Consider the following 17163-nt stretch of genomic DNA (forward strand, 5'->3'; position numbering starts at 1 on the left):
CTGATGCAGATCCTGAAGCACGGCCCGCATACGGTGCTGCCGGCGGACGCCTGGAAGAATCTGGAAGCGGCCCACCAGGCCCGGGTCAGGCGCTACGCCGACCCCTACCTTTCCCGCCGCTCCGCCGGCAGGAAACACCCGGTGGAGGATTTCCTCTTCACGTACTACACCCAGAAGCCCGGCCAGCTCCTGCGCTGGCACCCTGGCGCCGGCGTCATCCTTACCGGGCCCGAGGCGGCCGCCCGCTCGGGCTGGAAGTACTACCGAATGCTCGACGACGGCGACCTCGCCGCCGCCGGGCTGCCGCCTGGGACCACCGCCGCAGCGGTTGACCGCAACGCTTTCCTGGCCGAACGCACGGAGGCACTGCAGTTCGCGGGGATCATTCTGCGCGGCACCGCGCTGCGGCCCGCGCAGTTCGGCTGTTTCGGGCTCCACGAGTGGGCCATGGTGTACCGCCAGGACAAGTTTGAGCTGCGCCACGAATACCTGCAGCTGCGCCTCGGGGCGGCGGGCACCGACCAGGTGGTGGAGGACAACAGGATCCGGTGCTCGCACTTTGACGCTTTCCGCTTCTACACCCCGGATGCCTTACCCCTGAACGAACTCACTCCGAGCAGGGACAACCAGCGGTCCATGGAACAGCCAGGGTGCCTGCACGCCAACATGGACCTCTACAAGTGGGCCTACAAGCTGGCACCCGCCCTGCCCAGTGACCTCGTTATGGACTGCTTCGAACTGTCCTGGCGGGTCCGCGCCATGGATATGCAGGCGTCCCCGTACGACCTCGAGGAGTGGGGCTACCCGCCCATCCCGATCGAAACTGCCGCCGGCAAAGCAACGTATGTCGAATATCAGCGCGCCTTCTCCGCCGAGGCGCAGGTGCTGCGGGGGCGGCTCCTTGAAGCCTTGACACCCCTGGTGGACGAGGTTCGGAACAGCGGATGAGCGGCGAAGTGGACGTAGACCTGACCGTCCGGCTGACCGAGGCGCCGGGCGCGCCGGAGCACGAGTTCCGCCTCGTGGTGCGCCACGGAATAGCGCCACAGCCTGCCGCCCTGAAGGGATCAACACTGCCGGATCCGGCGGCGGCGCTCGCCGCCGTCGAACGCTTCGGCGATGAAGTCTTCTTCGCGCCCCGGCGGGCGGACATGATGTGCACCCAGCAGTACGGCGGACCCCAGGTGGCCGTGGTCACCGGGACGTTCCACGGCCGTCCCGTCCACAGCCGTTTCAGTCTGACCGACGGCTGCGAAATTGCGCGGTGGCGTTCCCTGGCCCCGCTGTTGGGCGGCACGGCCGGCTCCACCGGCCAGACCTGAAGGGCCGCACCTGAGCTGCACACCCTGTACGGCGCGGGCGCCGCACGCAGGAACGTCCCGGGAGCCTCGCGGCTGCCGGGACGTTCCTTGTTTCGGTATTTGTTTATCGGTATCTGTTTAGTGAGGGCGTTCCCTGAGTGGAGGCGCCCCTACCTTAGGTTCCCGGGACTGCGTCCACGGACGTGACCGCCGGAGCACCGGCCGGGGCGGGTGCCGTTTCGGTACCCACCTTGACGTTGATCCACGTCCTGATCCCGTTGTCGCCCAGGCTCAGGCGGCCCAGGTAGGAGCCCGCCGCGAGGCCGGTCCAGTCGGCCGTAGCCGTGGTGGCCGTGCCGTTGGGGGCAACGATCGGATTCGGGTTGACGGTCAGGTTCCCGGAATTGCCCTGGAATGAAGCGGCCTGGATCCGTGCGGACGCGGGTCCGTTGTCCGGCGTGGAGTAAAGGTTCGCCACGATGTAGTACGTCCCTGCCCGGGGCGATTCCACGTTGAGGAATTCACTTGCCGCTGCCGTTGCCACCTGGGTGGCCACCAGGCCCCCGCTTCCGTTGGGTGCGTAGACCACCATGTCCCAGTCGACGTCCTCCGTTTCGGCCTGGATGCCCAGCCGGGCAAACGTCGCGCCGGCGGGCACGTCGACTTTGACGACTGCGTTGTGCTCGTCATTCTTTGCCGCGTAGGCGCCGGGTGTCTTGGTGATGGCCGTCTCGGACAGGGGCGCAAGCCCTTCCACACCCACCGCGATGGGTGAGTCCGAGCCGGAGACCAGGTCCAGGATTCCGCTGCCGGTGCCGGTGGCCGAACTGAAGGCAAACGACGGTGCAATCTGGGCGTCCACCGGACGGATGGCAATAGGCGAGCTGACCGTGCGCGGCCCCTTCCACGTCAGGGTGCCCGTGGTGAACTTGCCCACCGGCGCACTGACGTTCTTGATGGTGAGGGTGACCTCGCGGGTCTGCCCTGCCTTGGCGAAGTTCAGCATCTGCGGCTCCACGTGGACGCTGACGCCGGGCATGTCCACCACGGGCCGGTAAGTTCCCGGGACCAGCGCTGTGATCTGGCGCTTGACCTGGATCTCGCCCACGAGGCTGCCCAGTGCAATGGAGGGCAGGTTGAGGTCGCGCGCCGCAATGGTGCCGGCCTGGGGTGCACCGGTCGCCACGCCCTGGCCGTTCAGGAAGGCCAGCCACTGCGCAATGTCCGAGTTGTACACGAGTCCCGGGTCCAGCACGCGGGTGGCGTCAATATGCCCGGCACCGCCTTCGAACGGGTTCCGATTGGGGGTGCCGTCGGCGGTGACCAGCGGGTACGCGGTGGTCATCATCGCGGACTTGACCATGGCTGGGGACCATTTGGGCTGCTTGCTGAGCACCAAGGCTCCAAAGCCGGCGATGTGCGGGGCAGCCATGGAGGTGCCGGACATAAAGCCGAACTGAGCGCCGTTGTTGCCGATGGTGGAAACGCCGGCCAGGACGTTCACGCCGGGCGCCGAAATGTCCGGCTTCAGGAGGTCGCCGCCGGAGGCCAGGCTGGGGCCCCGGGAGGAGAACCCTGCCACCTGGGGGGCCGGGGATAGCGGCTGGCCGGTGAGGTCACCTTTGAGGAGGCTCACCGTGACCGCCGGGTTGGCAGCAAGCTTGGATTTGAGTTCCAGGCTCTTGGGGGCATTGACGTGGACGGTGGGCAGCACGTGGTTGTCTGCATCTTCGGAGCTGGAGGACAGGTTGACCAGGATCATGCCCACGCCGCCCTTTGCCTGGATCTCGAGGCTCTTGGCCGTGCGGTCCACGACGCCGCGGTCACAGACGACGACCTTGCCGCTGACCTTCGCGGCGTCCAGCGTTCCAGGGCCGCACAGGTTCGCGGCCGTTGGCGCATCCGGGGCCGCAGCGTCGGCGGCAACCACCACGCCGGCGTCCTTGACTTCAGACTTCATGATGGAGGCGCCACGGAACATGCTGCCATCGGATACCTTGACCGTGCCCAGCAGGTCGCTGGGGAAGGTGGAGGCTGCGACGGTGGTCAGCCACGGCGACGCGTGGTTCACGGTGGAAACGGTGGGGCCGGAGTTGCCGGCCGAGGCCGAAACGAACACGCCGGCGGCGGCTGCATTCAGGAAGGCCAGTGCAACAGGATCCGAAGTGCTGTTGGTGTTGCCGGAGATGGAGTAGTTGAGGACATCCACCCCGTCCTTGATGGCCGCGTCAACAGCTTCCACCGAGGCGGACGAGTAGCAGCCGCCGGTGTTGGGGTTGTCGTCCTCCCAGCAGACCTTGTACACGGCGACCTTGGCGGCAGGGGCAACGCCGGAGCTCTTGCCGAAGCTGGCGCCGTCGATGACCTGTTCCACGTTGGCGTTGCCGGCGGCGGTGGTGGCCGTGTGCGTGCCGTGGCTGCCGACGTCCACCGGGGAGATCAGTTCCTCCGGGGCGCGGTGTTCGGGCGTCACGTACTGGCGGAAGGAGTCAGCAAAGTGGCGGGCGCTGACCACCTTGGAATTGCAGAGGGTTCCATCGAAGGACGCCCCCGATTCGATGCCCTTCTGGCATTCGCCCTCAAAGGTAGTGCCGTCCGCCTTCAGCATGGCGATCCTGCCGGCCTCCGTGAGATACGGGACGCCAACCTCAGCTTTGCCCTTGAGCGGCTGGACCGCATCCCCCTGCAGGAAAGGATTGTCCGGGGCGTAGCCGGAGTCGATCACGCCGACCACCACGCCCTTGCCGGCACCGGCTTCGCCGCCGAACTGCTTTGCCCAGGCGCCCTCGCTGCCCGTGAGTTTCAGGAAGTCGGTGGTGGTGTAGTCCGGGGCGTTCTCAACGTCCGGTGCCACCAGGAGCACGTTGCTGTCCTTAGCCAGCTCGGTTGCCTGCAGAGCGGTGAGCTCGGCAACGAAGCCGTTGAGCGCGCCGGTGAACTGCTTCGACGGGGTGACGCCCTGCTTGGACGCGACGTCACGCTGGGCTTTGCGGAGGTGCGCGTCATACGCTTTGTAGTTCTGGCTCCCGGCGTCGAGCTTGCGGCCCTGCTGTGGTTTGGTTGCCCCTATGCCGGCCGTCCCGCCTTCGTACGCCGCGGCGGCCTTTTCAGCGAGGACCACGATATAGCGGCCGTCTTTGTAGTCTGTCGGGTTGACGTTTGTGGCCTGCTCCACGCCACTGGGCTCAGCAGGCGCCGCGGTAGCGGGACCCACTGCAACGGAGGAGAGTAGCAGCGGCAGGCCAACAGCCAGCGCTGCTGCCTTCCGGAGTCCCCCGACCCGGGGAAGGCTTGTTCCTTTTGATTTCACGAGCGACTGAAACCTTTCATGAGGTACGGGTCCGGCGGTGTGGCCGGTCTCGGTCAGCTGGCGCGGGCAGCCGGACTGACAGTTCCTGTCACTCGGCGAGACCAGCCGTGTCAAACAGTACAGAGTGAGAGCCGAATATGACATAGGGCACAGTGGTTTACTTTTGTCACTCGAGGCGCGGGTGGGGAACAGCAAAAGGCGGCTTCCGCAGGGGAAGCCGCCTTCTGTTCAAGTCACGTATTCGGGCGCCCTGCCGGCGCCGGTTGTTCGTGGAGCGTTACTGGTCCTCGTGGAGCGTTACTGGCGCGGAGTGCGTACTACCTCGCTGATCCAGGCGCGCGTCTTGTCGTCAATGGGACCGGCCACGTTGGTTTCCTTGGCTGCGCGATCGGCTTTGATCTTCTGCAGCACCATTCGGCCCAGGCCCGCAAAAACCGCGACAGCCATAACCGGAAGAAGTACGGATTTGGGTTTCTGAGCCATGCCGCAATCCTACTGAGCCCGGCAGCGCACCACCAGTGCCGGCGTCGTGCTTTCCCTTGTTCCTTACCTCGCGGGGAGTGCCCCATTTCACAGTGCACCCGCGAATGCGGGTTGAGGCACTGGGCCCGGTAGAATGGGCAAGCAAGCTCGCGGAGCGCTCGTTCCCGCTGTCTTATGTTTGGAGTCCGCCGTGGCTGTGAATACAGCAGCAGACCAGCGTGAGACGGCATCACTCCGCTGCGCCCTTACCCAACGCTCACGCACAGGAGTTACCGGATGCCCCGGATCGTTGTCGACGTCATGCCCAAGCCCGAGATTCTGGACCCGCAGGGGAAGGCCATCGTGGGTGCACTCCCCCGGCTGGGCTTCACTGCCTTTAGCTCTGTCCGCCAGGGCAAGCGCTTTGAACTCACTGTCGACGGCGAGGTGACCGAGGAAATCCTGGCCCAGGCCCGGAACGCCGCAGAAACCCTGCTGTCCAACCCCGTCATCGAGGATGTCGTCAACGTCGAGGTCGTCGAGGCCTGAGATGACTGAACTTCCTTTGATCGGCGAGGCAATCGCCGTCGCCGCAGAGCCGCGCCTGGCCGGCGCCCGGATCGGCGTTGTCACCTTTCCCGGCACCCTGGACGACCGCGACGCCGCCCGTGCAGTCCGGCTGGCCGGCGGCACCGCAGTGCCGCTCTGGCACGCGGACACCGCCCTGGGTGACGTGGACGCCGTCGTGATTCCCGGCGGGTTCTCCTACGGTGACTACCTCCGCGCCGGCGCCATCGCGCGCTTCGCGCCGCTGATGTCCAAGCTCATCGACGCAGCCAACTCCGACGCCAAGCTTCCCGTGCTGGGCATCTGCAACGGTTTCCAGATCCTGACCGAGTCGCACCTGCTGCCCGGCTCCATGATCAAGAACGACCACCTGAAGTTCATGTGCCGCGACCAGGTCCTGCGGGTGGAAAACAGCAACACCGCCTGGACCCTGGACTACGAGGCCGGCCAGGAAATCACCGTTCCGCTGAAGAACCAGGACGGCCAGTACATCGCTGACGAGAAGGTCCTGGACGCCCTCGAGGCCGAAGGCCGCGTGGTGTTCCGTTACGTGGGCTTCAACCCGAACGGCTCACGCCGCGACATCGCCGGCATCTCCAACGCTGCCGGCAACGTGGTGGGCCTCATGCCGCACCCCGAGCACGCCGTTGAGGCAGGCTTCGGCCCGGCATCCCTGGACGGAGTCGGCGGATCCGACACCGACGGCCTGGGTTTCTTCACCTCCGTATTGAACAAGATTGTGGGAGGCGCAAAGTGAGTACCTCAGCTGAAACCGTCAACAAGAAGTTCAACATCGACACTGTTGAGAACGCGGCCAAGACGCCGGACACCGAACTCCCCTGGGCCGAACTGGGCCTGAAGCAGAACGAGTTCGACGAGGTAGTCAAGGTCCTGGGCCGCCGCCCCACCGGCGCCGAGCTCGCCATGTACTCCGTGATGTGGAGTGAGCACTGCTCCTACAAGTCCTCCAAGAACCACCTGCGCCAGTTCGGCGAAAAGGTGACGGATGAGATGAAGAAGGACATGCTGGTGGGCATCGGCGAGAACGCCGGCGTCACCAACCTGGGTGACGGCTGGGCCGTGACGTTCAAGATCGAGTCGCACAACTCGCCGTCGTTCGTGGAGCCCTACCAGGGTGCCGCAACCGGCATCGGCGGCATTGTCCGCGACATCATCTCCATGGGCGCCCGCCCGGTGGCCGTGATGGATCCGCTGCGCTTCGGCGCCATCGACCACCCGGACACGGCACGCGTCATGCACGGCGCTGTTGCAGGTATCGGCGGCTACGGAAACTCCCTGGGCCTGCCGAACATCGGCGGCGAAATGGTGTTCGACTCCGTGTACCAGGGCAACCCGCTGGTCAACGCGCTGGCAGTCGGCGTCATGCGCCACGAGGACATCCGCCTCGCCAACGCCTCCGGCAAGGGCAACAAGGTGGTGCTGTTCGGTGCCCGCACCGGCGGCGACGGCATCGGCGGAGCCTCGGTGCTGGCCTCCGAGTCCTTCGACGACACGAAGCCCTCCAAGCGTCCCGCTGTGCAGGTGGGAGACCCCTTCGCCGAGAAGGTCCTCATCGAGTGCTGCCTGGAATTGTTCAAGGGTTCCCTCGTTGAAGGCATCCAGGACCTGGGCGCCGCAGGCATTTCCTGCGCCACCTCGGAGCTGGCCTCCAACGGCGACGGCGGCATGGAAGTTGAACTGACCTCCGTCTTGCTGCGTGACCCCACCCTGACCCCGGGCGAAATCCTGATGTCGGAGTCGCAGGAACGCATGATGGCCGTGGTCACGCCCGAGAACATCGCCGCCTTCGAAGCCGTGATGGACAAGTGGGCCGTGGAGTACTCCTGGCTGGGCGAGGTGACGGACACCGGCCGCCTGATCATCACGTGGGACGGCGAGGTCATCGTCGACGTCGACCCGCGCACCGTGGCCCACGACGGTCCGGTTTACGACCGCCCGTATGCCCGCCCTGAATGGCAGGACGCCCTCCAGGCCGACACCTTCACAGGATCCGTGCAGGACGCCGGCCGCCCGTCAGCCCCCGCTGAACTGGCCGCCGCCGTCACCGAGCTCGTGGCCTCACCGAACATGTGCAGCAAGGACTGGATCACCAACCAGTACGACCGGTACGTCGGCGGCAACACCGCCATGGCGTTCCCGGACGACGCCGGAGTGGTCCGGGTTGACGAGGAAACCGGCCTGGGCGTGGCCCTGGCCACGGACGCCAACGGCCGCTACACCTTCCTCGACCCGTACCACGGCGCGCAGCTGGCCCTGGCCGAGGCGTACCGCAATGTGGCCACCTCCGGCGCCGTGCCGATGGCCGTCAGCGACTGCCTGAACTTCGGTTCCCCCGAGGACCCTGACGTGATGTGGCAGCTCGCCGAAGCCATCCGCGGCCTGTCGGACGCCTGCATGGTGCTGGGCATCCCGGTCACCGGCGGCAACGTCTCGCTGTACAACCAGACCGGGACCACCCCCATCCACCCCTCCCCCGTGGTGGCAGTGCTGGGCAAGCTCGACGACGTCGCCCGCCGCACGCCGTCGGGCTGGCGCGAGGACGGCCAGGCCATCTACCTGCTGGGTACGACGGCGGCAGAACTGGACGGCTCCGAATGGGCCAACATGCGCGGCCACCTCGGCGGACAGCCGCCCAAGGTTGACCTCGCCGCGGAACGCGCGCTGGGCGAAATCCTGATCAACGCCTCCCGTGACGGCATGGTTGACTCCGCGCACGACCTCTCCGAGGGCGGCCTCGCGGCAGCGCTCGTCGAGTCATCCCTGCGTTACGGCGTAGGCGCCCGGATCGCCCTGCAGGATGTCATGGACCGCGACGGCGTGGACCTGTTCACGGCGCTGTTCTCCGAGACCCAGGGCCGTGCAGTTGTCGGCGTGCCGCGCTCCGAGGAAGTCCGCTTCACGGACATGTGCACCGCCCGTGGCTTCGCCCACACCCGCATCGGTGTGGTGGACGCAGCGAGCGGCCAGCTGGAGATCAACGGAGTGGACACGTTGTCCCTCGACGCGCTCCGCGAAGCCCACGAGGCCACCCTGCCGAAGTACTTCGGCTAGGCCCTCGCCCTTCTTAGCGCGAGTTTAGCGCGAACGGACACTTGAGGCCCCCGTCCTGGGGGCCGCAAGTGTCCGTTCGCGCTTAAGGTGTGGTCAATCGTCGCTGCGGAGCTCGCGCTGGCGGGCGCTGAGGAGCTCGAGTTCGGGTCGGAAAGCCACAAAGCGTTCGACGGCGGTGAGCACCTCCACGAGGTGCGCCCGGTCGGCTGCCACCAGGCCTACGCCAAGCTGCGTCCGCCGGTATTGGTCGTGGTCCCCGACTTCGGCCACGGAGACCTCAAAGCGCCGCTTCAACTCCGCGAGCAGCGGCCGCACCACGGAACGCTTCTCTTTGAGGCTGTGTACGTCGCCCAGAAGGATGTCGAATTCAATCCATCCGATCCACATGGATTAATCGTAGTGACCGTTCCCGCGCGGCAGGAGCTAGACGGTGAGCTCGCCCATCCGATCCCAGCCGTCGCCGTCGAGCTGGCGGCTGATGATGCGGGGCGTCTCGGCGAGGGCCTGCGGCATGTCCGCCATGGCCTTCTGGAAGTGCGCGCTGTTGACGTGGTCGCCCGCGGCGTCATCCTTGAAGGCTTCCACCAGGACGAACTCGTTGGGGTCATCCACGCTGCGGGACCAGTCGAACCACAGGTTGCCGGGCTCCTGGCGCGTCGCCCGGGTGAAGTCCTCCACCAGGCCCAGCCATTTATCCGACCAGTCCGGCTTGACCTTGAACTTGACGACAATGAAGATCACGGGGGTTATGCCTTTCGTTGTGTTTCTGCGGACAGCCCGGCGGCGAGGGAGTGCTCGCACTCCTCGATCGCCTCCCGGGCCCATTGCTGCTGCTGGGGCGTACCGACGCGTTCCGCCCACTGCTCGGCCAGCTGGAACTCCACCAATGCTTCGGTGAAGCGCCCTGCCTGGTGCAGCGCCCAGCCCAGGTTGTTGTGCAACGAGACCATCCAGCGCTTCGTCAGGGGGTCGTGCACCGTGGAAGCATACTCGAGGGCGCTGCGGGTCCAGGACTCGGCGTGCGCGGGATCGGCGATGGCCAGCATGTGCAGCGCATCGACGGCGAGGTACTCCTCGCTGAGGTGGTCGGCCAGTTCGGCGGCCTGCTCAAACAGCGGCACGGCCATCGCGGCATGGCCGCTGGAGTTCAGCAGCCGCCCGCGTTCCAGCAGCACCCGGACGGCAACGGTGGGCTCGTCGGCGTCGATCGCGTCCAGGAACGCGTCGGCTGCCTCGTAGCGGCCCTGCAGCCCGATGGCCCGCCCCGCCTGGGTGGCGAGCTCCGCCTGTTCGTCGGCGTCGTACTTTTCGTCTGCAGCCGCCGCGCGGAAGCGGGCTTCCGAGCCCGCGGCGTCGTCGAAGTTCCACAGTTGGTCAAGGGTTTTCTGTTCCAGCATCCACCTGCTCCTGATCAGCTTTCACCTGCGGCCAGTTCGTGTGCACTCCCAATGTATCGGTTCGTGACATGTCTCTGCGCACGGCCCGCGACGGCACTGCCGGCAGCGTAAAACCAGTTGGACGGCCGGCTGAACGCAGTGATCTTCAGGAACACCCGGCCTTCGCCATCCAGTTCCACTTCGAAGGCTTCCTCGCCCCGCACGGGGTGGCCGGGAAGGGTTCCGTAACCAAAACCTGCACTTTGCGGACCGTCGCCGGGCACCGGCCGGCGGACCCACACCACCTCGCAGGGCGCATTGATCCGGAAAGGCCCGACGCCGAATCCGCTCACCACGCGCGCGCCGGGCACCACGACGTCGGAGTCGGTGCGGACCCGCAGCCCGGACCGCTTCTGCAACTGCCAGGCCAGGATTCCGTGGGCGACCCTCCGGTAGAGCGCCGGGCCGTCGCCGAGATAGGCCTGGGTCACCACCCAAGGGATGCCATCCGGCGCCCGTCCGTGTTCGGTGGAACCGATGCCCGGGTAGTCCAGGCGGCCCCGGGCCAGACGGCGGTTACGCGTCATGCTCCATCACCCCTGGCGAGCCCGGCCCAGCCCAGCTGCTCACGCTGCTTGCGGCTCAGCGTGGCCACCACCAGGTCGTAGGAGTCCTCCACCATGTCCCGGATCATGTCGTCCGGCAGCGATCCGTCCAGCCGGACCCCGTTCCAGTGCGTCTTGTTCATGTGCCAGGCGCCGGAGATTTCCGGGTGGACCGACCGCAACTGCTCCGCCAGGGCGGGCTCGCACTTGAGGCTCACGGACCAGTCCGCCGGGTCCGTGGCGGACGCCGCGAACATCTTCGCTTCGTGCCGCGAACCGCCCGCCACGGCCGCGCGCACTTTGAAGACGGAGGTTTCCGGCCCGAACGGAAAGTCCTCGTAGGTGCCGGGGAAGCTCAGGCAGATCTCGCGGAGGGTGTCAGCGTCCATGAAGCGAGCCTATCCGGCGCCCGGTATTTCCGGCAGGGCGCTAGATGCCCACGCGCCACCCTTCGCGGGCAGGGCACTCGTTAACCACCACGTCCAGTCCCGCCGCCTTGGCACGCTCCACTGCGGCGTCGTCGAACACCCCGAGCTGCAGCCACACCGCCTTGGCGCCCACTGCAATGGCCTGGTCGATGACCGCCCCCACCTTGTGCGAATTAACAAAGCAGTCCACGACGTCGATCGGGTGCTTTTCCGCGGGAATGTCCGCCAGGGAGCGGTATCCCTTCTCGCCGTGCACGTCGTGGCCCGGGAGGTTGACCGGGATGATTTCCATGCCCATCCGGTCTCGGATGTACAGGGAGACGTCATACGCCGAGCGCCATTCGTTGGTGGTCAGCCCCACCACGGCCCATGTGCCTTTGGTTCGCATGAGTCGCTCAATGACTGCCGGATCGTTAACGTGGGCCATGCATCAACCTTACTCCTGCGGCCATTCCGCACTATCCCCGAATATATGAATGAACCTGCGGCAAAACTTCCCGCCGTGAACGAATATTACAGCGCGGAACACGCGGATTTTGTGAAATCGTGCATCTCGGTTCTAGTAGGTAGTGACCATCCCGAGCGGCCGAGAGACCTGGATCGATGAAGCCGCAGCAACCCCGGTGACGTGAGACGACCATTCCCACGGAACTGTTCCTCCTCTTTCGAGGAAACCAAAGGAACTAAAGGGTGCTACTGCCAGGACCGATGGAGTGCTGTAATGACCCCTGAGATTTCTTCTGCCCTGCCCACCCTTGCCCGGATTCCGTCCGAGGCAACCCCACAAACCACTTCGGACGCGACGGCGAACGAAGCAGGGCTGCGTGACGCGCCCGGCTCCTCTCGCGGCTCTTCGGGATGGTCCCTGACCGAGCCCACGGACGACGCAGTGCACGGCGTCCCCACTGACGGACCGGCGCGTCACCGCAGTACCACCAACGTAGCCTTCTGGGAAGAACAGGCCCTCCGCCTCGACTGGGCGGAGCCCACCGACGGAGCCCTCAGCGGAAACCACAACGGCAAGCCCTGGCACACCGCGCACCGGAGCGTTCCGGCAGACCTGGAAACGGGCACCGGACCGGAGATCACCTGGTTTGAGGGCGGCAAGCTCAACGTCGCCTACAACTGCGTGGACCGTCACGTTGCCGCCGGGCGCGGCGATAAAGTGGCGCTCCACTTCGAGGGCGAGCCCGGTGACCGGCGCGCCATCACGTACGCCGAACTCCAGCGCGAAGTGTCCAGGGCCGCCAACGCGCTCCTCGATCTGGGCATCACCAAGGGCGACCGCGTGGTCATCTACCTCCCGGTCATCCCCGAAACAGTCATCATCACGCTCGCCGTGGCGCGCATCGGCGCCATCCACTCCCTGGTCTTCGGCGGCTTCTCCGCCGAAGCCCTGAAGTTCCGTGTGGAGGACACGGGGGCCAAGCTCCTGGTCACCACGGACGGCCAGTTCCGCCGGGGCGTGGCAGTGCCGGTCAAGGACAACGCGGACGCCGCCGTCGCCGGTGAGAACTCCATCGAGCACGTGCTGGTGGTCAACCGCACCACCCCCGCGGACCAGCTGGCGACGGTCCCCATGACCGCCGGCCGCGACGTCTGGTGGCATGACGCCGTCGGAAGCGCTGCCGAGGTGCACGAAGCGGAAGCGTTCGACGCCGAGACCCCCCTCTTCATCATGTACACCTCCGGGACCACCGGTAAGCCCAAGGGGCTGGTGCACACCTCGGGCGGCTACCTGACGCAGGCATCCTGGAGCTTCGAGCACCTGTTCAGCAACCCGGACCCGGCGCTCCGGGACCAGGACGTGCACTGGTGCACCGCTGACCTGGCGTGGGTCACGGCCCACACGTACGAGATCTACGGTCCGCTGTCCAACGGCGTCACCCAGGTGATTTTCGAAGGGACGCCCAACACGCCGCACCCGGGCCGGCACTTCGAGATCATCGAACGCTACGGCGTGACGCAGTACTACACCGCGCCCACCCTGGTCCGTTCGCTCATGGGCTGGTTCCCGGATGGCGTTCCGGACACCTACGACCTCTCCTCCATCCGGATGCTCGGCACCGTGGGCGAAGCCGTGAATCCCGAGGCCTGGCGCTGGCTCCGCCGGAACGTCGGCGCCGGCACGGCACCCGTGGTGGACACCTGGTGGCAATCCGAAACCGGCGCCACCATCCTCTCCCCCGCGCCCACGGACACCGAGTTCAAGCCGGGCTGCGCGGCCCGTCCGCTTCCCGGCGTCAGCACGCGGATCGTGGACGACGCCGGCAACACCGTGCCGCCGGGCGTCCAGGGATTCATTGTGGTGGACTCGCCCGGACCCGCCATCGCCCGCACCGTCTGGGGCAACCCGCAGCGATACTTCGATTCGTACTGGCGCAAGTACGCCAAGCAGGGCTGGTTCCTGGCCGGCGACGGCGCCAAGTACGACGACGACGGCGACATCTGGATCCTGGGCCGCGTGGATGACACCCTCAACGTCTCCGGCCACCTCCTGTCCACTATCGAAATCGAGTCGGCCCTCGTCTCCCACCCTTCCGTGGTGGAGGCGGGCGTCTGCCCGGTGGCTGACCCCAAGACCGGCCATGCCGTCGTCGCGTTTGTCGTCCTGAAAGGCGGCGCCTCGACGGAGGTTGCCACCGAACTCCGCAACCACGTCGCGAAGGAGATCGGACCGATCGCCAAGCCGCGCGACGTCGTCGTGGTTCCCGACGTGCCCAAGACCCGCAGCGGCAAGATCATGCGCCGGCTGCTCACCCAGCTTTTCGAGGGCACCGCCCTCGGCGACACCACATCCCTCCAGAACGAACCGGCGATCGCCGGTATCCAGCATGCCCTGGACGGCTACGCTGCTTCCCTTAATGGACAGAAGCCGTCTTCCCTCAACGGACAGAAGTAAAGGAACAATCATGAACGACATCAGCAGCGTTGCCCGTCTTTCCGAGCCGCTCAAGTTCGCCTACTGGGTGCCGAACGTTTCCGGCGGCCTGGTGGTCTCCACGATCGAACAGCGCACCGGCTGGGACTTCGACTACAACAAGAAGCTTGCACGGATCGCCGAGAACTCCGGCTTCGAGTACGCCCTGACGCAGACCCGCTACGCCGCCTCCTACGGTGCTGACAAGCAGCACGAGGCCACGTCCTTCAGCCTGGCGCTGCTGGCGGCCACCGAGCGGCTGAAGGTCATTTCGGCGGTCCACCCGGGCATGTGGCACCCCGGCGTGCTGGCCAAATACATCATCACCGCGGACCACATCTCCAACGGCCGCGCCGCCGTCAACATCGTCTCCGGCTGGCTCAAGAACGAGTTCACCAACTTTGGCCTCGAGTGGCTGGAACACGACGAGCGCTACGTCCGCACCGAGGAGTTCATCAAGGTCCTCCGCGGGCTCTGGACCGAGCAGGAGTACAGCCAGTCCGGCAAGTACTACAACATCACCGACTTCACCCTGAACCCGGCCCCGGTGGACGTTCCGGGCCGCGCACACCCGGAGATCTTCTTCGGCGGCAACTCCACTGCTGCGCAGGCCACGGCCGGCCGGGTGGCGGACTGGTACTTCTCCAACGGCAAGGACCTGGAAGGCTTCAAGGAGAACATCGCCGGTGTGGTGGCTGCGGCCGGCGAGACGAAGCGCGGCGCTGACGGCGCCTTGGCCTTCCCGAAATTCGGCCTGAACGGCTTCGTCATCGCCCGCGAGTCCGAGAAGGAAGCCCGCGACACCCTCCGCGAAATCGTCGAGAAGGCGCACAAGCCTGCAGTCCAGGGCTTCCGCGACGCCGTGCAGGAAGCCGGCGCCTCCACGAAGGACGGCAAGGGCATGTGGGCCGACTCGAGCTTCGAGGACCTGGTCCAGTACAACGACGGCTTCAAGACCCAGCTGATCGGCACCCCGGAACAGATCGCGGAGCGGATCGTGGAGTACAAGAAGATCGGCGTGAACCTGTTCCTGACCGGCTACCTGCACTTCCAGGAAGAAGTCGCCGCGTTCGGCCAGGACATCCTGCCGATCGTCCGCGAACTCGAGGCGGACCTCGCCCGCAAGAACGGTACGGAGCTGGACCTGTCCGGCACGCCGGCAGTTTCGGCAGGCTCCGCCGGGCTGGTGACCGTCTAATGGCCGACCGCAAGTTCGGTTTCCGCACCCGCGCGCTGCACGCCGGCGGAACGCCCGACGCGGAGCACGGCGCCCGGGCAGTCCCGATCTACCAGACCACGTCCTTCGTGTTCAAGGACACCCAGGACGCCGCCAACCTCTTCGCCCTGCAGAAGTACGGCAACATCTACTCGCGCATCGGCAACCCCACGGTGGCGGCGTTCGAGGAGCGCATCGCCTCCCTGGAAGGCGGCATCGGCGCTGTTGCGACGTCGTCGGGCATGGCTGCGGAGTTCATCACGTTCGCTGCCCTGACCCAGGCCGGAGACCATATCGTGGCTGCTTCCCAGCTGTACGGCGGCACCGTGACCCAGCTTGATGTCACCCTGCGCCGCTTCGGCGTGGACACCACGTTCGTTCCCGGCACGGATCCGGCGGACTACGCCGCTGCGGTCCGGGAGAACACCAAGGCCATCTTCGTTGAGGTGGTGGCCAACCCGTCGTCGGAGGTCCAGGACCTTGACGGGCTGGCAAAGGTGGCGCACGACGCCGGCATCCCCCTCGTGGTTGACGCCACCTTGAGCACGCCGTACCTCGTGCGGCCAATCGAACACGGGGCGGACATCGTGATTCACTCCGCCACCAAGTTCCTGGGCGGACACGGCACCACCCTGGGCGGGGTGATCGTGGAAAGCGGCCGCTTCAACTGGGGCAACGGCAAGTTCCCCACCATGACCGAGCCCGTTGCCTCCTACGGCAACGTCTCCTGGTGGGGAAACTTCGGCGAGTACGGTTTCCTGACCAAGCTCCGCTGCGAGCAGTTGCGGGACATCGGCCCCGCCCTCTCCCCGCAGTCCGCGTTCCAGCTGCTGCAGGGCGTGGAAACCCTCCCCCAGCGCTTGGACGAACACCTGAAGAACGCCCAGGCCGTGGCGGAATGGCTCGAGGCGGACGAACGCGTGGCCTACGTAAACTTCTCCGGGCTGCCGTCGCACCCGCACTTTGAGCGGGCGCGGAAGTACCTGCCCCTGGGTCCGGGTTCCGTGTTCTCCTTCGGTGTGAAGGGGGGCCGCGCCGCCGGCCAGAAGTTCATCGAGGCACTCCAGCTGGCCTCGCACCTGGCCAACGTGGGTGATTCACGGACGCTCGTGATCCACCCCGGCTCCACCACCCACCAGCAGCTGAGCCCGGCCCAGCTCGAGTCCGCCGGAGTTCCGGAAGACCTGGTCCGCATCTCCGTGGGCCTGGAGGACATCGACGACATTCTCTGGGACCTGGACCAAGCCCTGGACGCTGTCTCAGCCCCGGAGGCCGGACTTGTCGAAACCGACGTTTCAGACGCCTGCACGATCGGAGCACGGGCATGAGCGCCGCAGACCGCACATGGGACGGCCCCTCAGCACCGGAACGGCTGAACCTGCTCCGGCAGGCGAAGTCGATTGCCATTGTGGGCGCCTCGGACAAACCGTCGCGGGCCAGCTACTTCGTGGCCACGTACCTGCAGTCCTCCACCCGGTACAAGGTCTATTTCGTGAACCCCGTCGTTAAGGAGATCCTTGGCCAGCCTACCTACGCCTCCCTTGCCGACCTTCCCGAGAGCCCGGACATCGTGGATGTGTTCCGCAAGCACGACGACCTCCCGGGCGTCCTGGACGAGGCCATCGCAGCCGGCGCCAAGACCCTCTGGCTGCAGCTGGGCTCGTGGCATGAGGACGTGGCCAAAGAAGCCGAAGCCGCCGGGCTCGACGTCGTGATGGACCGCTGCGTCAAGATCGAGCACGCGCGCTTCCACGGCGGACTGCACCTTGCCGGCTTCGACACCGGAGTGATCTCCTCAAAGCGGCAGGTCCTGGCCTAACCCAAGCCCGGTCTTAGCGCGAACGGACACTTGAAGCCCCGCCAAGCGGGGCCTCAAGTGTCTGTGAGGGTTGTGGTGGCTGGTCTG

17 protein-coding genes are annotated in these 17163 nt (G+C 66.3%); 9 read left to right on the forward strand and 8 right to left on the reverse strand.

The window, feature by feature from the left end:
• Positions 1–3 precede the first annotated feature (3 nt).
• Complete coding sequence (locus tag WMN78_RS01615) at positions 4–948, forward strand: 3-methyladenine DNA glycosylase (protein WP_340531634.1); 945 nt, start codon at positions 4–6, stop codon at positions 946–948.
• A complete protein-coding gene (locus tag WMN78_RS01620; RefSeq protein WP_340531635.1) occupies positions 945–1322 on the forward strand; it encodes a serine protease inhibitor in 378 nt (125 codons plus the stop codon). The genes WMN78_RS01615 and WMN78_RS01620 overlap by 4 nt, the downstream gene beginning before the upstream one ends.
• 154 nt (positions 1323–1476) lie before the next feature.
• Here the strand turns inward: WMN78_RS01620 and WMN78_RS01625 are convergent, their stop codons facing one another.
• Both WMN78_RS01625 and WMN78_RS01630 read right to left on the reverse strand, forming a co-directional pair.
• Positions 1477–4611, reverse strand: a complete 3135-nt coding sequence (locus tag WMN78_RS01625) for a S8 family serine peptidase (protein WP_340531636.1) — start codon at positions 4609–4611, stop codon at positions 1477–1479.
• Positions 4612–4908: 297 nt separating this feature from the next.
• Entirely contained in the window at positions 4909–5094 is a 186-nt protein-coding gene (locus WMN78_RS01630; protein WP_340531637.1) for a hypothetical protein, read from the reverse strand.
• A 276-nt stretch (positions 5095–5370) separates the two neighbouring features.
• Between WMN78_RS01630 and purS the strand changes: the two genes are divergently transcribed.
• From purS to purL, 3 genes are read left to right on the forward strand one after another with little or no spacing between them, the layout of a single operon-like run.
• A complete protein-coding gene (purS, locus tag WMN78_RS01635) occupies positions 5371–5622 on the forward strand; it encodes a phosphoribosylformylglycinamidine synthase subunit PurS (RefSeq protein WP_011690410.1) in 252 nt (83 codons plus the stop codon).
• A 1-nt stretch (position 5623) separates the two neighbouring features.
• Positions 5624–6397, forward strand: a complete 774-nt coding sequence (purQ, locus tag WMN78_RS01640; protein ID WP_340531638.1) for a phosphoribosylformylglycinamidine synthase subunit PurQ — start codon at positions 5624–5626, stop codon at positions 6395–6397.
• Positions 6394–8712: a phosphoribosylformylglycinamidine synthase subunit PurL gene (gene purL / locus WMN78_RS01645; protein WP_340531639.1), complete on the forward strand. Its 2319-nt coding sequence runs from the start codon at positions 6394–6396 to the stop codon at positions 8710–8712. Before purQ ends, purL begins: the two co-directional genes overlap by 4 nt.
• Positions 8713–8805: 93 nt before the next feature.
• Here the strand turns inward: purL and WMN78_RS01650 are convergent, their stop codons facing one another.
• From WMN78_RS01650 to WMN78_RS01675, 6 genes are read right to left on the reverse strand one after another with little or no spacing between them, the layout of a single operon-like run.
• Positions 8806–9099, reverse strand: coding sequence for a DUF503 domain-containing protein (locus WMN78_RS01650; RefSeq protein WP_340531640.1), 294 nt, complete (start codon positions 9097–9099; stop codon positions 8806–8808).
• Positions 9100–9135: 36 nt separating this feature from the next.
• Positions 9136–9453, reverse strand: coding sequence for a putative quinol monooxygenase (locus WMN78_RS01655; protein ID WP_340531641.1), 318 nt, complete (start codon positions 9451–9453; stop codon positions 9136–9138).
• Between the two features lie 5 nt (positions 9454–9458).
• A complete protein-coding gene (locus tag WMN78_RS01660) occupies positions 9459–10109 on the reverse strand; it encodes a hypothetical protein (RefSeq protein ID WP_340531642.1) in 651 nt (216 codons plus the stop codon).
• A gap of 14 nt (positions 10110–10123) precedes the next feature.
• Positions 10124–10675 carry a DUF1990 domain-containing protein gene (locus WMN78_RS01665; RefSeq protein WP_340531644.1) on the reverse strand — a complete coding sequence of 184 codons (552 nt, stop codon included), beginning with the start codon at positions 10673–10675 and terminating at the stop codon, positions 10124–10126.
• Positions 10672–11082, reverse strand: a complete 411-nt coding sequence (locus tag WMN78_RS01670) for an MmcQ/YjbR family DNA-binding protein (protein ID WP_340531645.1) — start codon at positions 11080–11082, stop codon at positions 10672–10674. Before WMN78_RS01670 ends, WMN78_RS01665 begins: the two co-directional genes overlap by 4 nt.
• A gap of 40 nt (positions 11083–11122) precedes the next feature.
• Positions 11123–11548, reverse strand: a complete 426-nt coding sequence (locus WMN78_RS01675) for a CoA-binding protein (RefSeq protein WP_340531646.1) — start codon at positions 11546–11548, stop codon at positions 11123–11125.
• Between the two features lie 294 nt (positions 11549–11842).
• On the opposite strand from WMN78_RS01675, the gene acs reads away from it, so the two are divergent.
• From acs to WMN78_RS01695, 4 genes are read left to right on the forward strand one after another with little or no spacing between them, the layout of a single operon-like run.
• Positions 11843–14023, forward strand: a complete 2181-nt coding sequence (gene acs / locus WMN78_RS01680) for an acetate--CoA ligase (protein WP_340531647.1) — start codon at positions 11843–11845, stop codon at positions 14021–14023.
• A 10-nt stretch (positions 14024–14033) separates the two neighbouring features.
• Positions 14034–15239, forward strand: coding sequence for a dimethylsulfone monooxygenase SfnG (sfnG, locus tag WMN78_RS01685; RefSeq protein WP_340531648.1), 1206 nt, complete (start codon positions 14034–14036; stop codon positions 15237–15239).
• On the forward strand, positions 15239–16585 hold the full coding sequence (locus WMN78_RS01690) for an O-acetylhomoserine aminocarboxypropyltransferase/cysteine synthase family protein (RefSeq protein WP_340531649.1): 1347 nt from the start codon (positions 15239–15241) through the stop codon (positions 16583–16585). Before sfnG ends, WMN78_RS01690 begins: the two co-directional genes overlap by 1 nt.
• Positions 16582–17076 carry a CoA-binding protein gene (locus WMN78_RS01695; protein WP_340531650.1) on the forward strand — a complete coding sequence of 165 codons (495 nt, stop codon included), beginning with the start codon at positions 16582–16584 and terminating at the stop codon, positions 17074–17076. The genes WMN78_RS01690 and WMN78_RS01695 overlap by 4 nt, the downstream gene beginning before the upstream one ends.
• The last annotated feature ends 87 nt before the right edge of the window (positions 17077–17163 follow it).

The organism is Arthrobacter oryzae (assembly GCF_037911235.1).
GTDB lineage: Bacteria > Actinomycetota > Actinomycetes > Actinomycetales > Micrococcaceae > Arthrobacter > Arthrobacter oryzae_E.

Bases quoted from the DNA above. Each gene is read 5' to 3' on its own strand.
- WMN78_RS01615 (WP_340531634.1), top strand. From the start codon at position 4: ATGCAGATCCTGAAGCACGGCCCGCATACGGTGCTGCCGGCGGACGCC.
- WMN78_RS01620 (WP_340531635.1), top strand. From the start codon at position 945: ATGAGCGGCGAAGTGGACGTAGACCTGACCGTCCGGCTGACCGAGGCG.
- WMN78_RS01630 (WP_340531637.1), bottom strand. From the start codon at position 5,094: ATGGCTCAGAAACCCAAATCCGTACTTCTTCCGGTTATGGCTGTCGCG.
- purS (WP_011690410.1), top strand. From the start codon at position 5,371: ATGCCCCGGATCGTTGTCGACGTCATGCCCAAGCCCGAGATTCTGGAC.
- purQ (WP_340531638.1), top strand. From the start codon at position 5,624: ATGACTGAACTTCCTTTGATCGGCGAGGCAATCGCCGTCGCCGCAGAG.
- WMN78_RS01650 (WP_340531640.1), bottom strand. From the start codon at position 9,099: ATGTGGATCGGATGGATTGAATTCGACATCCTTCTGGGCGACGTACAC.
- WMN78_RS01660 (WP_340531642.1), bottom strand. From the start codon at position 10,109: ATGCTGGAACAGAAAACCCTTGACCAACTGTGGAACTTCGACGACGCC.
- WMN78_RS01665 (WP_340531644.1), bottom strand. From the start codon at position 10,675: ATGACGCGTAACCGCCGTCTGGCCCGGGGCCGCCTGGACTACCCGGGC.
- WMN78_RS01670 (WP_340531645.1), bottom strand. From the start codon at position 11,082: ATGGACGCTGACACCCTCCGCGAGATCTGCCTGAGCTTCCCCGGCACC.
- WMN78_RS01675 (WP_340531646.1), bottom strand. From the start codon at position 11,548: ATGGCCCACGTTAACGATCCGGCAGTCATTGAGCGACTCATGCGAACC.
- acs (WP_340531647.1), top strand. From the start codon at position 11,843: ATGACCCCTGAGATTTCTTCTGCCCTGCCCACCCTTGCCCGGATTCCG.
- sfnG (WP_340531648.1), top strand. From the start codon at position 14,034: ATGAACGACATCAGCAGCGTTGCCCGTCTTTCCGAGCCGCTCAAGTTC.
- WMN78_RS01690 (WP_340531649.1), top strand. From the start codon at position 15,239: ATGGCCGACCGCAAGTTCGGTTTCCGCACCCGCGCGCTGCACGCCGGC.
- WMN78_RS01695 (WP_340531650.1), top strand. From the start codon at position 16,582: ATGAGCGCCGCAGACCGCACATGGGACGGCCCCTCAGCACCGGAACGG.